The sequence below is a fragment of the Mycobacterium sp. TH-M82 genome (assembly GCF_057473605.1).
On sequence record NZ_JBYCKY010000170.1, the window covers coordinates 1 to 14,194 of the forward strand.

General features: G+C 68.5%; 14 protein-coding genes. 4 read left to right on the forward strand and 10 right to left on the reverse strand.

All coding sequences use genetic code 11. The features are described from left to right. On the reverse strand, window positions 1-631 hold a 631-nt coding region (locus tag AC2VON_RS05065), incomplete at its 3' end, for a nitronate monooxygenase (RefSeq protein ID WP_486951950.1). A 58-nt stretch (window positions 632-689) separates the two neighbouring features. Here AC2VON_RS05065 and AC2VON_RS05070 point away from each other — a divergent pair. Beyond that, a complete protein-coding gene (locus AC2VON_RS05070) occupies window positions 690-1,124 on the forward strand; it encodes a PaaI family thioesterase (RefSeq protein WP_486951951.1) in 435 nt (144 codons plus the stop codon). A gap of 60 nt (window positions 1,125-1,184) precedes the next feature. Here the strand turns inward: AC2VON_RS05070 and AC2VON_RS05075 are convergent, their stop codons facing one another. The 8 genes from AC2VON_RS05075 to AC2VON_RS05110 all read right to left on the reverse strand — a co-directional run bounded on the left by AC2VON_RS05075 (window position 1,185) and on the right by AC2VON_RS05110 (window position 9,922). Further along, window positions 1,185-2,654, reverse strand: coding sequence for an acetyl-CoA acetyltransferase (locus AC2VON_RS05075; RefSeq protein ID WP_486951952.1), 1,470 nt, complete (start codon window positions 2,652-2,654; stop codon window positions 1,185-1,187). Between the two features lie 111 nt (window positions 2,655-2,765). Then, window positions 2,766-4,397, reverse strand: coding sequence for a beta strand repeat-containing protein (locus AC2VON_RS05080; RefSeq protein WP_486951953.1), 1,632 nt, complete (start codon window positions 4,395-4,397; stop codon window positions 2,766-2,768). 203 nt (window positions 4,398-4,600) lie between these two features. Further along, window positions 4,601-4,978, reverse strand: a complete 378-nt coding sequence (locus AC2VON_RS05085) for a hypothetical protein (RefSeq protein ID WP_486951954.1) — start codon at window positions 4,976-4,978, stop codon at window positions 4,601-4,603. Next, the gene (locus tag AC2VON_RS05090) at window positions 4,968-5,555 is read right to left on the reverse strand and encodes a hypothetical protein (protein WP_486951955.1); all 588 of its coding nucleotides are present in this window, start codon (window positions 5,553-5,555) and stop codon (window positions 4,968-4,970) included. The genes AC2VON_RS05085 and AC2VON_RS05090 overlap by 11 nt, the downstream gene beginning before the upstream one ends. Before the next feature lie 245 nt (window positions 5,556-5,800). Then, window positions 5,801-7,969, reverse strand: coding sequence for a cellulase family glycosylhydrolase (locus AC2VON_RS05095; RefSeq protein WP_486951956.1), 2,169 nt, complete (start codon window positions 7,967-7,969; stop codon window positions 5,801-5,803). A gap of 11 nt (window positions 7,970-7,980) precedes the next feature. Continuing rightward, complete coding sequence (locus tag AC2VON_RS05100; RefSeq protein ID WP_486951957.1) at window positions 7,981-8,166, reverse strand: hypothetical protein; 186 nt, start codon at window positions 8,164-8,166, stop codon at window positions 7,981-7,983. Between the two features lie 77 nt (window positions 8,167-8,243). Continuing rightward, entirely contained in the window at window positions 8,244-8,822 is a 579-nt protein-coding gene (locus AC2VON_RS05105) for a carboxymuconolactone decarboxylase family protein (protein ID WP_486951958.1), read from the reverse strand. After that, window positions 8,819-9,922, reverse strand: coding sequence for a zinc-dependent alcohol dehydrogenase (locus AC2VON_RS05110; protein ID WP_486951959.1), 1,104 nt, complete (start codon window positions 9,920-9,922; stop codon window positions 8,819-8,821). Before AC2VON_RS05110 ends, AC2VON_RS05105 begins: the two co-directional genes overlap by 4 nt. Before the next feature lie 108 nt (window positions 9,923-10,030). Here AC2VON_RS05110 and AC2VON_RS05115 point away from each other — a divergent pair, with 108 nt between their 5' ends. Genes AC2VON_RS05115 through AC2VON_RS05125 form a run of 3 tightly spaced genes read left to right on the forward strand, consistent with a single transcriptional unit; the run spans window position 10,031 to window position 13,205 of the window. Further along, on the forward strand, window positions 10,031-10,981 hold the full coding sequence (locus AC2VON_RS05115; RefSeq protein WP_486951963.1) for a hypothetical protein: 951 nt from the start codon (window positions 10,031-10,033) through the stop codon (window positions 10,979-10,981). Further along, on the forward strand, window positions 10,978-11,334 hold the full coding sequence (locus tag AC2VON_RS05120) for a hypothetical protein (RefSeq protein ID WP_486951960.1): 357 nt from the start codon (window positions 10,978-10,980) through the stop codon (window positions 11,332-11,334). Before AC2VON_RS05115 ends, AC2VON_RS05120 begins: the two co-directional genes overlap by 4 nt. Then, window positions 11,331-13,205 carry a GMC family oxidoreductase N-terminal domain-containing protein gene (locus AC2VON_RS05125; protein ID WP_486951961.1) on the forward strand — a complete coding sequence of 625 codons (1,875 nt, stop codon included), beginning with the start codon at window positions 11,331-11,333 and terminating at the stop codon, window positions 13,203-13,205. The genes AC2VON_RS05120 and AC2VON_RS05125 overlap by 4 nt, the downstream gene beginning before the upstream one ends. 5 nt (window positions 13,206-13,210) lie before the next feature. Here AC2VON_RS05125 and AC2VON_RS05130 read toward each other — a convergent pair. After that, a partial coding sequence (locus AC2VON_RS05130) for an amidohydrolase (RefSeq protein WP_486951962.1) occupies window positions 13,211-14,194 on the reverse strand: 984 nt, incomplete at its 5' end.

Sequence of the window (14,194 nt, forward strand, 5' to 3'; positions counted from 1 at the left end):
CGACCTCGGGAACCAGCACCATCGTCGACACCTCGCCGGTGTGCCCGCCGGCCTCGGTGCCCTGCGCGACGATGAGGTCGACGCCCGCGTCGGCGTGCCGCACCGCATGCTGCTTGGCGCCGGCCAGCGCCGCCACGACGACCTCGTTGGCGTGGGCGCGTTCCACCAGGTCGGCCGGTGGTGGCCCGAGCGCGCTGGCAATCAACCGGATGTCGTGCGCAAAGGCGACGTCGAGCAGTGGTTCGTAGCCCTTGGGCGACACCCGCAGTCCGGCTTTGATCGGCAGCCGGTGTTCGTCGTCGGGCACCGGGATGTCATAGCGGACCAGCAAGTCGTCGAGGAACGCGCGGTGCTCGGCGGGCAGCAGGTCTTGGATCTGTCCGGCGTCGATCCCTCCTTCGTCGGCGCCCACATACTTGGGGGGCAAGAGCAGGTCCACCCCGTAGGGCAGGCCGCCGGTCTGCTCCTCGATCCAGGTCAGCTCGGTTTCCAGCCGGGCCGGGCTGTGCGCCACGGCGCCAAGAATCCCGAATCCACCGGCTTTTGACACCGCCGCCACGACGTCGCGACAGTGACTGAACGCACAGATCGGAAATTCCACGCCGAGCAACTCGGCTACTCTCGTCCGCACAACACGAAGCTACGAGTTATTGATTGACATGTCAATCGAGTGCGCTACTGTGCCTGCTATGGCCCAGCAGTTGACCGACGAACAGCAGCGCAAGCGCCGCCAGGCGATCCGCGAGCTCATGCCGACCACGCCGTTTCTGGCCGGCCTCGGCATCGTCTTCGACCGCTACGAGCCCGACTCCGTCACCATCCGGCTGCCGTTCCGCGACGACCTGACCAACGACGGCATCTACTTCCACGGCGGGGTCATCGCGTCGGTGATGGACACCGCAGGCGCCGCGGCGGCCTGGTCGAACCACGACTTCGACAAGGGCGTGCGGGCCTCGACGGTCGCGATGAGCATCCAGTACGTCGGTGCCGCCAAGCGGTCGGACCTGCTGTGCCACGGCCGAACCGTGCGGCGGCGCAAGGAACTGACGTTCACCGAGATCACCGCCACCGACGCCGAGGGCAACGTGGTCGCGCACGCGGTGCAGACCTACCGGATCGTCTGATTCGGCTGCCGCGGCGACGCGCACGACACGACTTAGCGGACCCACGGCGCGCTATCCCAGCTATGCCAGCGTGGCCGTGCCGTCGGCGTGAACGGCAACCTTGGCGCCCGCGATGTCGTCACGCACGCTTGTCTGCGCATCGCCGGCAGCGGTGAGCACCGCCAGCGTCCGCGCGTCCTCAGGCGTGCGCACGGCGATGAACGCTTTCTCAGGACGCCCATCGCGGTCGAACGGTGCGGTCCACGTCTCGATGGTGCCGATGCCCTCCCACGCCTCGACGGCCGTGCGGGCCGGCTGGCGGTCGACCTCCGATTGCACGTCTTCCCAGCGGAATTCGGTGTCGGGTGGCGTGGTTCCGTAGACGCCGATGCTGTGTTTGGTGAGGTAGCCGCCGTTGGCGGTGATCAACCCCACACTGCCGGGGTTCTCGATCAGGCACCCGGCCATGGTTGCGATGGAGTGGGTGACGTAGTTGTTCCACGGTCCCCCGGCGAAAGTCATGCCGCCGGTCACCGTCAGCGGACGCTTGCGATCGCCCACCGGAAGGCCGACTTCGGCCGCCGCGATCTGAACCGCGGAGGGGAAACACGAGTAGATGTCCACGAACTCGACGTCGTCGACGCCGCGCCCGGCCAGTTCCAGTACGCGCCTGGCCGCGGTCCGGATCGCCGGTGACCGGTGGTAGTCGAGGCGTTCACCGAGCGCGTACGTGTCGTGTGCATCGGTTCCGGCATAGGGGAAGACCCACCGATCCGACGCAATCTTGAGCCGCTCGGCGGCTTCGGCGGACGCCAGGATCATGACCGCGCCCTGATCGACCATGTTGTTGGAGTTCATCAACTTGGTGTAGGGCCAACTGATCATCCGATTGTTCGGCCCGGGCTGCCAAATCTGTTCCGCTGGGACGACTTCAGTGCTCCAGGCATTCGGATTGCCTGCGGCGATCGCACTGAACTGCGCCCACAGCTCACCGATTCGGCGACGGTGCTGGTCCGGTGACTCGCCGGCGGCTATTCGCAACGCCTGCTCGAACATCGGGTACACATGCACAGGCTGGATGAGTTCGATGCGCAGTTCGGCCGGTCCCGCCAGCGGGACGTTGTCGCCAACGCCCTCGGCAACCGGCACCGAGTCGTCCTGGGACGGCCACTGCGGTTTCTTGCCGTCGGCGCGCAACCGCATTTTGGTGCGCCAACATTCGGCGCCGCCGATCAGCACGACGTCGGACCGTCCCCGCTGGACGTCCAGGCAGGCCTGGTTCAGCAGCGACTGGGGAACGTTGCCGCCCACGCCGCTGTAGCACGTCGAGAAGTTCTTGGCGCCGATCTGCTGACCGACCAGCAGCCCGGGGTCGCGATAGCGCCAGGACAGCAGATTCACGACACGGATCGAATCGACCGCTTCCAGCATGCGGGCGTCGCCGGCCCGCCGAGCGGCCATCGCCATCAACCCCACCGGGTCGAGGTCACCGTCGCGCTGACTGACCTGACCGGCGCCGATCAGCACCGGAGTCCTGGGATCGATTGGCATCAGCACACCTTATCCTTGGGTGAACAGCTCCGGGTCGAGGCTCAGGCCATCCCACGGCTGGGCCGGGAATGCCCGCCAAGGGAACCTCTGCCTTAGTGGACGTAGTGGGGCTTAGTGGAGCCAACCCGATGTTTGATCATCCGAGTCGAGGATGCCCGAGACCTGTCCGTATGGGTAGCTGTCCGGGTGAGCGAAGTTCAGGGTGCCCGAGACATCGGTGCCCGCGTCGATCAGACCCGAGGCGTAGGTTCCCGCGTTTCCGAGCCCGGAGTTGAAGCCCGGCGAGTCGCCTGGTTGGTTGTCGATGGGGAGGGGGCCGGTGTTTCTGAGGCCCGAGTCGTCGTCGCCCACGTTGATGACACCCGAGTCATAGCTGCCCTCGTTCTCCAGGCCCGAGTCACCGATGACATAGGTCTCGTGGTAGTCTTGGTCGAAACCCGAATCATCGTGGCCGTTGTTCGCATAGCCCGACAGACCGGTGCCCGATTGATCCCAGCCCGAGTTGACAACGCCCACCGGGGTGGTTGAGCCGAAGAGTCCCGTGTTGAGGTTGCCCGAGTTGAAGGCGCCCGTGTTGGTGTCGCCCGAGTTCCCCCAACCGGTGTTGACGTCGCCGGAGTTGAAGCCGAAGGTGTTCGTGTTGCCGGCATTGAAGGTGCCGGCGTTGACGTCGCCCGCGTTGAAGAACCCGAAATTACCGCTGCCGGAGTTGAACGCGCCCGTGTCGCCGACCACCGTGCTGACGGCGCCCGAGGTCGGTTCGTGCACCGTGGCGATAGCGCCCGAGTTTGCAATGCCCGTGTCCAGTGCGCCCGAGTTGAAGATGCCGGTGTTCAGGCCGCCCGGCGGGGGTTCGTGTAACGGGGGTTGTTGCCAGGGTTCGTCCGGCGAGTTGGCGCCACCCGAGTTTCCGATGCCGGTGTTGATGTAGCCCGAGTTTCCGATGCCCGTGTCCAGGTAGCCCGAGTTCCCGAAGCCTGAGTCGCGGTAACCCGAGGAGCCGAAATCCACGCTTAAAAGCCCAGATCCGTCGGTTAAGGAGCTCCCGGCGCCGATGTTGTGGTGGCCGGAGTTGAAGAAGCCCCAGTTATCGGTGCCCGAGTTCCCGAAGCCTAAATTTCCGCTGCCCGAGTTCAGGTTGAAGCAGCCAAATTGGCCATCGCCCGTGCAGCCGATGCCGATGTCGTGGCTGCCGCTGTTCCCGAAGCCGATATCGTGGCCACCGGTGTTTCCGCCGCCGATATCGTCACTACCGGTGTTTCCGATGCCGAAGTTCGTGTCGCCGGTGTTTCCGTTACCGAAGTTTCTGTCGCCGGTGTTTCCGAAGCCGACGTTGTCGTCGCCGGTGTTTCCGCTGCCGAAGTTCAGATTGCCGGTGTTTCCGTTACCGAGGTTGTAGTCGCCGGTGTTTCCGCTGCCCGGGTTCAGGTCGCCGATGTTTCCGCTGCCCGGGTTGAGATCGCCGGTGTTTCCGCTGCCCGGGTTCAAAATGCCGGTGTTTCCGCTGCCCGGGTTGAGATCGCCGATGTTTCCGCTGCCCGGGTTCAGATCGCCGATGTTTCCGCTGCCCGGGTTCAGATCGCCGGTGTCGCCCACGCCGAAGTTGAAGCCCGGGTCGGAGGCAGCGGCGGCAGCGCTCGGATCTGCCGCGGCCACCGCGGGGTCGATGGCCATGATGAGGTCGGCGATGTCGGCGCGGGCAGCAGGGGCGGTGACCGCCAGGATCATCGCCGCGGCCAACATGGCACCGAAAGCTCGACCGATGCCGGCAACGCCGACTCCCTCCCGACGGCCCGGGCCGATAGCGCATTTTTTGCGACCACAATGGCGCACGGCACGACTCCAATCGTGGGACATCGAGACCCGAAGATCATAGTGATATTTATTTCGCTGCGCGGGAGAAACTTGCGTCAGAAAGTGCCCAGGATCGAACGCCTAACGAGTCCTCAGTGCCGGTACTGCGCCGCGGGCACCGCCGATAGTGTCGGCGGGAGTCGTGCCGGGGCTGCCTGGCTCACCGGGCTTTCCGTTGATGTCGGGGCCGCCGGACCCGCCAGCCCCACCGTCACCGCCGATGGTGCCAGACCCGCCAGCGCCGCCAGACCCGCCGTCACCGCCGGTGACATCGACACCGCCGTCACCACCCTCACCACCGCCACCACCGTTGCCGTCGGCGCCGGCGTACCCGAAGAAATATCCTGCCACTCCGCCGACCCCACCGGCACCGCCGCCACCACCGGCCCCGCCGGGCTGCCGGGGTAGGCACCCTCGCTGCCGGCACCGCCGGCACCGCCGGCACCGCCGGCACCGGCGTTACCGAACAACTCCGCGACCGCGCCGATGCCGCCGGGACCGCCGGCCCCCCCATCGACCCCCGGCCACCCCGGGGGCCCCGATGCCACCGTTACCGAACAAAAGCCCGCCGGCACCCAAGGTGAACTTGCTGGGCAAGATCCCCAAGCTGCCCAACAGCGAATCGTTGGTCCCGGTGAAACCGTTGATGCCATTGCCGATCAGATCGACGCCGAACACATACACCCACGGCGCGTTGATGATCGGATCCAACGCCTGCCCGACCGGGCCGGTGACCCAAGCCTGAGCCACCCCATTGACCGCGGCATTGAGCTCATCGACGATCCCCACCAACAGCGAATCCAGCCCCGACGTCGCATCCGCGGCCACGCCCGCATCAGCGACCCCGCCCACACCAGCGGCGACCGCCCCACCATCGACCACCCCGACGCTGCCACCGGCCGCACTCAACACCGGATCAACGATCTGGTCGATCATCACATCCACGACGTCGGCTCGCGCCGCCGGGGCCGGCACCGCCGCGGCCACCGCAGCTGCTGTCGCGCGCACTCCGGCGACCCGCGCAGCACCCCGCCGCACAATGCCCATCCACACCCCGGGCGCTCCGCCGCCTGTTGAGCGAGCCCGCCGCCATCGCGGTATCAGGCACACACGGTGAGCAGACGCCGGCCGCGACGATCTCGCTGCCGGACCGCACGGTGATGGCGCCCGCGGCCACGCCACCGCTGACCTGTTCCAGCCGCCCGACCGCGACCACGGCGGTGCCGGCGATCCCACCGACGAAGCGAAGCGACAGGTCGGGGTTGACAGCTGCTGGCCGAGTGTCGCTATTTTTACCCAGCTCCTGGTGTGCTAGCTGCGGCGGGGCTCACCGTGACGTTGACGGTGCTTGCGCCATCGTCTGACGCGATGACCAGTTCGGGAGCGTTGGCGGCCGAGACCACGTGTCCGCCGGTGATGCTCACCTGGTAGCCGTTCGGGTACTCGACCGCCGGCACCGAGATGTCGGTCTGCGAGCCCACCGGGAAGCTGCCGTCACCGCTGGCCATCGCGGTGGAGTAGCTCAGCTGGAAAACGCCGTCGTGAAACGCCCAGGAAATGGGGGTGCCGGCAACCACCTGCGGATACGGCTCGGCGAGTAACGCCAGCTTGGCGGTGTCGACGTTGTCGCCGACCGGTGGCTGGTGGACGTCGTAGACCAGGTCCGGCTGCCCGACGGCTTCGTTGCCGCTGGCGTTAAAGGCGAATTCCAGCCAGCTCAGCCCGTGCTGATTGGCGACCTGCATCGAATCGGTAAGGGATGTGAGGTTGTCGGTGGATCCGAACTCGGTTATCACGGCCGGCATGTCATGTGCCTTCGCGTAATCGACCGCCAACCCGTCGATCAACTGCGCGTCCGCCAAGCAACCGAAGCTGGCGTCGAAAAGCTCCGTCGTGAGGCAGTAGGGGTGAACCGCAAAGACGCTGTTCGGATCGTTGACCGTGCCCAGGTGGGTGGGCACCGGGAACTGGTTGAACAAACTTTCTGGTTCGAAGAACACCGGTGTGGTCGGGTCGACGGCCCTAATCGCCGAGTCCACCTGGTTGTAGAACGGAGTCAGCTCCTGCGCCTCGAAGTACGGGCTGCCCAACAAGGTCGGCAGCCACTGCGAGCCCGGCCACGGCTCGTTCATGATCTCCAGGCCGGCCACGTCGGGGTTGTCTTTGAAGTAGTTCGCAACGTCTTCCATCATCTGCGCATAGCTGTTCTCCAGTCGGACGCCATCCGGTGTGCTGGCGTTGGACCAGAACGCATCCCAGGCATGATTCTGCGCGGGGTCGAGGACGTAGGTGTACGGGAAATCGCCGGGGAAGAGGTTGGGTAGCCCGCCGGTTTGTACCGCCCACGCCGGCGCGGTTCCACCTCCGAACTCGGCGCTGTAGAGGCCCTGGCTCATGACGAGGTCGGTGACGATGCCGTGGCTCCCCAGGGTCTGCACGGTCTGGTCGATCGAGGCCAGGTAGGCGTTGTTGAAGACGCCCGGCTCGGGCTCCAAGACATTCCAAGCAACGGGCAGCCGGGCCGCGTTGAAGCCGTTGGCGGCCAAAAACGCTGCGTCGGTGTTGGAGAAGTGGGTGGATTCGATGTTGATGCCGTGCCATACGACGACTTTTCCGTCGGCATCGGTGAGCCAGCTTCCGGTGGCCGTGATGGGCAGCACCAGTCCGTCGTCGGTGCTCCTGACCTGCGGCGGCGGGCCAACACTCGAGGAGGCCAGCGCGCCGTAGTGACCGACCGCGCCGTGAGCGCCGAGCAAGCCGCCGTCACCGCCCGCGCCGCCGAGGGCCGGCAGAGCATCGCTGCCTGCGCTGCTGCTGCCGCCGGCACCACCGTCGCCGCCGTCGCCCCACAACTCGCCACCGGCACCACCGGCCCCGCCGTCGGCGCCGAGCCCACCGGACCCGCCGGCACCACCGTTGCCGATGCCCCCGGCCGCCCCGCCGTCACCACCGGCCGCACCGGCGACCGTCGAGTTCCAGCCGGCACCGCCGTCACCGAAGAGCAGCCCGCCCATGCCGCCGTCGGGATGTGCTTGCGTGCCAGGCGCACCGTCACCGATCAAAAACACTCCGGTCGCCGAATTGATCGCGTTGTCGACCTGTTCACCGGTCGAGCTGTGAATCCAGTCTTGCAGGGCCGTATGCACCGGCAGATAGACGTCGGCCTGCACCGCCTGCGTGATCTGGCCACCCAGACCAGCCGCCGCACCGGCACTGCCCGGGGCATCCACGTCGGCCAAGACCGCATCCCAATGGGCGGGAGCCAAGAACGCCTCCCACGCCGCGGGTGAGCCCAACGTATTCCAGTCGACGGTGTTGGTGGCCGCGTCGATGAACGGCGCAAAGACCTGCTCGACCACGTCGTCGACAACGTCGGCCCGCGCCGACGGCGGCGTCACCCCCAACCCCAACAACACCCCCGCAGCGCTGACCCAACCGATCACCCGACCACGCCTGCGCACCCGAACCATCCCTACCCCCCCGAGGCCCGCTGACCTGCCGCGAACACTTCGTCGGCCCAACAGGTGTCACCGACACCGGTGACCTCCTCCAGCACGGTGAAGCCAGACGTTCCGGCGAGCTTGAGCGTGGCAGCCAACATGACCCTGGGATACCGGTGTCGGATGTCGCTGCCCCGGCCGGTCGACGTGGTAACCACCGCCTCGCCTCCTGATCCTGGCGGTTCGACACCTTGACCGAATCGACCAACTCGCTGGTAAACCACGAAGCGGAAAGTCATCTCCACTTCTTGGGACTTGGCGCCTGGCCGTCGGGCGGCCAGCTCGCCACCCCGTCCTCCAGGGGAACCCGCAAGCTCTGCAGGATCGAGGCGATCATCCGCCACGCTCCGATGGCGGTGACCATTTCGATGAGCACGGCCGGATCGCCGAATTCGCATTCGCACGCCGCCCAGCTCTCGGTGCTGATGGCACCGTCGCGCACCATGTCGTCGGTGGCTGCCAGCACCGCCCGATCGGCCGGGCCGAAGCCGTCGTGGTGCGGCCAATCCCGCACGCCGAGCAGGTCGTCAGCGGTGATGCCCACACCCAGCGCGATGCGCCAATGCTGTGCCCACTCGTATTCGGAGGCGGTGAGCCAGCCGATCCGCATGATCGCCAGCTCCCGGAACCGAACGTCGAGCAGCCCATCCCAGAGCATCGCCACCAGCAGATCGTTGACCGCCGCGGCCAGCCGCGGGTGATTCAACAACACTGCGAAGATGTTGAGTTCGGCCATGTAATCCGGCACACCCGCCTGGACGGCGGCGGCCTTGGCCTCGCCGACCGGCAGGCGGGGGAGACGGCTTTCGGTCACGGCGTGATCACCCCGTGCACCGGCGGCACACCACCGGCATCGCCGGCCATGGTGGCCAGCAGGTCCTCGGCGTCGTCGAGCCCGACACAGCGCCGCGGCAGGCCGGCAAACGGATACCGTCCCGACGCCAACAGCTCAAGCGCCGCCCGATACGCGGTGACATCGACACCGAGCGCACCTAGGATGCGTAACTCCTTGAACACCAACATATCCGGCGAAAACCCGGGCGCCCCGCTGTCGAACCCACGAGTGCCGGCGACGACGACCGTGCCGCCGACCCGCGCCAGCGCCACCGCCTGAGCGAATGCCGCCGGCGCCTTGGCGGTGACGTCGACGACCACGTCGGCCAGTCCACCGGTCGCCTTACGCAGCGCGGCAACCGGATCCTTCACAGCGACGTCGACGGCCAAATCGGCCCCGAACTCACCCGCCAGTGCCAGCCGCTGCGCATCGCCGGGACCCAGCCCGGTCACCATCACGAACCCCGCACCCGCCTCTTTGGCAGCGACCGCGGCGCACAATCCTCGCACGCCCGGCCCCAGCACCACCACGACATCGCCAGGGCCGGTTTCGGGTATCGTTGCGCCCCAGCGGATACCTGCTCCCAGCGGGTTGAACAGCGTCGCCACCACCGAATCGAGCTCGGCGGGCACCGGAAGGACCATCGAATCCGGCGCCAGGTACTGATACTGTGCGTAGCCGCCCCACAGACCCGGCCGGCGATCCACCGGGATGAACCCGTACATGTCGGCCAGGCCGTGGTGTTCACAGTGCCGATACTCGCCCGCCCGGCAGGCCGCACACGCCCGACACGACTGAAACACCTCCACCGCGACCCGATCCCCGGCGGCCACCCCCCACCGTTGGGTCGCGCGCGCTCCGATCACCTCGACCGTCCCTACCGTCTCATGCCCCGGCACGAACGCGAACCCGCCGGCGATGTCGCCGGTGTACTGCTCATGGTCGGTGCCGCACAATCCGCAGGCCGCGACCCGCACCAGCGCGTCATCGTCGCCGACCTCGGGAACCGGCAGCTTGCGGGCGACCAGCCGGCGCGGCGCCTCCAGCACCAACACTCGCGCCACCGCGCCGCCGGACATAAGCGCACCCTAGATTTCTAATGACTGATGTGTCAATCATGGTGATACGATCCCGTCTGGACCGCGACAGCCCTGCGCTTCGACGCAGCCAACGATGCGGGGATGACCATGGACGACGAGCGCCGTTCGGCGGCGGCGCCGCGCTGGCGCGGCGCGGCCGGCCGGATGGAGGTCTGGTACGCCACGCTGTCGGATCCCGTGACGCGAGCCGGGTTGTGGGTGCACTACGAAACCGTCGCGCCCGTCGGCCAAGCCTCCCCCTACGGACACGGCTGGGCGACCTGGTTCCCGCCGGACGCTCCGCCGTGCACCGAGCGGTTCGGCCCCGCGCCGGTCCGGCCCGCCACCGGCACCGCCTGGTTCGACGCCGCGGGTGCGCGGGCCGCAGTCCAGGAATTGACCGGGCAGGCCGGCTCGCTGGGGTGGGCTCTGCGCTGGGAGGACACCGGAAGGCCGCTGTGGACCTTCCCGCGAGCGGCCTGGGAGCGCGAACTGCTGCCCGGGGCGCAGGTGGTGCTGGCCCCGACGGCGAACTTCGCCGGCTCGGTGACCGTCGCCGGAGCAACCCAGCACATCGACGGGTGGCGCGGCGGGGTGGCCCACATCTACGGACACGGCAACGCCAAACGGTGGGGCTGGATTCACACCGACCTCGGTGGCGGCGACGTGCTGGAAGTTGTCACCGCGGTCTCGCACACCCCCGGTCTGCGCAAGCTGCCGCCGTTGGCGTTCCTGCGTTTCCGCCTCGACGGCAGGGATTGGCCCACCGGCCCGGCGGCGCTGCGGCTGCGCACCACGCTCGGTGTGCGGCACTGGCAACTGGAGGGCCGCATCGGTCGCCGCGACGTGCTGATCCGCGTCGACCAACCCGAGCAGCGGTGCGTCAGCCTGGGCTACACCGACCCCGACGGCGGCACCGCGGTGTGCACCAACACCGAGCAGGCCGATATCCACGTACAGGTCGGTGACCGCCGCTGGTCGGTGCTGGGCACCGGGCACGCCGAGGTGGGTCTGCGCGGTAAGGACGCGCCGGCCGTTAATGAAAGGACACCGTCATGAGCTTCTTGTTCGATCCGCCGATGCTCGTCGCCGCCGGCGTGCTGATCGAGCGCACGCTGCCGGCCGAACAACGCGACGCCGCCGAAGCCGCCACGCTGGGGGTGTTTTTCGGGACGTCGTTCGGGCTGTATCACAACGTGCCCGGTCTGGGACTGCTGTGGCGGCCGTTCCGGGCGCGCAACGGACGCGACTTCATGTGGAACAGCGGCGTTTTCGAAGTGGACACCACCGACCTCGGTTGGCCCGTGCACGCTGCGGCCGGCGGCATCTTCGCAACCTACCCGTTCTTCATCAAGCTTGGTCGCCGGCTCGGACGACGGCGGAGCAGGCCGCAACTGCAGCCGATGTCATGACTCGCCTGTCCGATCGGGCGATGGCCGCGGTGGGTGCCGCGCTGCTTCCCGACGAGCTTGGCGGCCCGTCACCGGCGCAGCTGGTCCAGCGGGTCGACCGGTACGTCTCGCAGCTGCCGACCACATCGCGGTTGGCGATGCGGGCAGGACTGCTGGTCCTGGCAGGCGCAAGCTACCTGGCTACCGGCCGGGCCCTGACACGATTGCGGCCGGACGCACGCGCCGCGGTGTTGCGCCGGGTGGCCGCGCTGTCTCCCGAGGCCGCCGCCGCCATCGAGGGCCTCAAAGCCGCTGTGCTGCTCAGCAATGGCGCCGATGCCTATGCCGCAGAGCTGCTGGCCCGCGCCACCGAGCACGGCGTGGCCCGCCCCGACGCGGCCCTGAGAGTCACGTCTGCGACCGAGACCTCGTCAGTGCTGGCGGCCGACGCGGTGATCGTCGGCTCCGGTGCCGGCGGCGCGATGGCGGCCCGCACCCTGGCCCGGGCCGGCCTGGCCACCGTCGTGCTCGAGGAGGGCCGGCGCTGGACGGTCGAGGAGTTCCGCACCCGTCACCCGATCGATCGTTACGCCGGGCTGTACCGCGGCGCTGGGGCCACCATCGCGTTGGGCCGCCCGGCGGTGGTGCTGCCGATCGGCCGGGCAGTGGGCGGCACCACCGTCGTCAACTCCGGCACCTGTTACCGCCCGCCGCTACAGGTCCAGCAGCACTGGCGCGACGAGTTCGGCCTGCGGCTGGCCGACCCGGAGCGCCTCGCCGGACACCTCGACGACGTCGAGCAGACGCTGCAGGTGGGGTCAGTCCCACTGGACATCATGGGGCGCAATGGGCGGCTGCTGCTGGACGCGGCGCAGACGCTGGGCTGGGACGCCGCGCCCATCCCGCGCAACGCGCCGGGCTGCGACGCGTGCTGTCAGTGCGCGATCGGCTGCCCGCGCAACGCCAAGTTCGGAGTGCACCTCAACGCGCTGCCGCAGGCCTGCGCGGCCGGGGCGCACATCCTCGCCGACGCCCGCGTCGAACGGGTGCTGCATGAGGACGGACGGGCCCGCGGTGTGCGGGCGCGCCGCCCGGACGGGACGGCGGTCGATGTCCTCGCGTCCACCGTCGTCGTCGCCGCGGGGGCAACCGAGACACCGAAGCTGTTGTGGCGCAGTGGCCTTGGCGCTCATCCACGACTCGGTCGCAACCTGGCGCTGCATCCCGCGGCCGGGGTGGCCGGTCGGTTCGCCGATGATGTCTACGCGTGGCGCGGGGTGCTGCAGAGCGCCGCCGTGCACGAACTGCACGAATCCGACGGCGTGCTGATCGAGGCGACCTCCACCCCGCCGGGGATGGGGTCGATGATGTTGCCCGGATACGGACGCGAGCTGCTCGACTGGCTGGACCGCGCCCCGCAGATCGCCACGTTCGGGGCGATGGTCGCCGACCGGGGCGTGGGCCGGGTGCTCAAGACGCGCGGCGACACGCTGGTGCGCTACGACATCACCCGAGCCGACGCCGCCAAGCTGATGGTCGGACTCGAGGCGATGGGTCGGCTGCTGTTCGCCGCGGGCGCGGTCGAGGTGCTCACCGGACTGCCGACGGAGACCACGGTCACCTCGGTTGATGCGCTGCGTGACGTGCTGCGCCGGGCCAACCCGAAGAGCCTGCACCTGGCCGCATTTCACCCGACCGGCACGGCGGCCGCCGGCACCGACGAACAGCGGTGCCCGGTCGACGAGACCGGGCGGCTGCGCGGTGTCGACGGCGTCTGGGTGGCCGACGCGTCGATCTTGCCGAGCTGCCCGAAGGTGAATCCGCAGTTGTCGATCATGGCGCTGGCCCTGGCGGTGGCCGACGAAGTGCTCGCGGCACGTCAACAGGGCTAGGCAAGTTAGAACGCAGCCGAATGCTCGACGATGTTGGCCATCAGCCGCACCCCGATCGCCAGGGCGCGCTCGTCGAGGTCGAACGTGGGCTGGTGCAGGTCCACCTGCGGCCCCTGACCCGACCACACGCCCAGGCGCGCCATGGCGCCGGGGACCTCCTCTAAGTACCAAGAGAAGTCCTCGCCGCCACCGGACTGCCGGGTGTCGGCCAGCACATCGGAACCCAAGGCTTCGATGGCGTGGCTGATGATCCGCGTCGAAACCTCTTCGTTGACCACCGGCGGCACGCCGCGATGGTAGTGCAGGTTGTGCTTGACACCCAGCGGAGACAGCAGCGCGGAGACCGCCTCGCCGAGGATGCCCTCCAGGTTCTGCCACGTCTTCCGGCTGGCCGTGCGGACGGTGCCGGCCAGCGTCCCGCTCTGCGGGATGGCGTTGGCGGCCACCCCGGCATTGACCGCGCCCCACACCAGGACGGTGCTGTTGCGCGGGTCGATGCGCCGCGATAACACCCCGGGCAGCCCGGTGATCAGCGTGCCCAGCCCGTAGACCAGGTCGGCGGTCAGATGCGGCCGAGAAGTGTGCCCGCCGGGCGAAGACAGCCTGATCTCGATCCTGTCGGCGGCCGAGGTGATCGGTCCGGCCGTGATCGCGACCCGGCCGACCGAAAGCCGGGGATCGCAGTGCAGAGCGAAGATCCGGCTGACCCCGGTCAGCACCCCGGCCTTGATGGCGTCGAGCGCGCCGCCGGGCATCAGCTCCTCGGCGGGCTGGAAGATCAGCCGCACCGCGACCGGCAACTCTGGTGCCGGCGCCAGCGCCAGCGCGGTGCCCAGCAGGATCGCGGTGTGCGCGTCATGACCGCAGGCGTGCGCCACACCCGGCACCGTCGAGGCGTACGGCGCACCGGTCAGGTCCGGCATCGGCAGCGCGTCGATGTCGGCCCGCAGCGCGATGCGGGGCCGATGTTCCGGGCCGAAGTCGCAGGT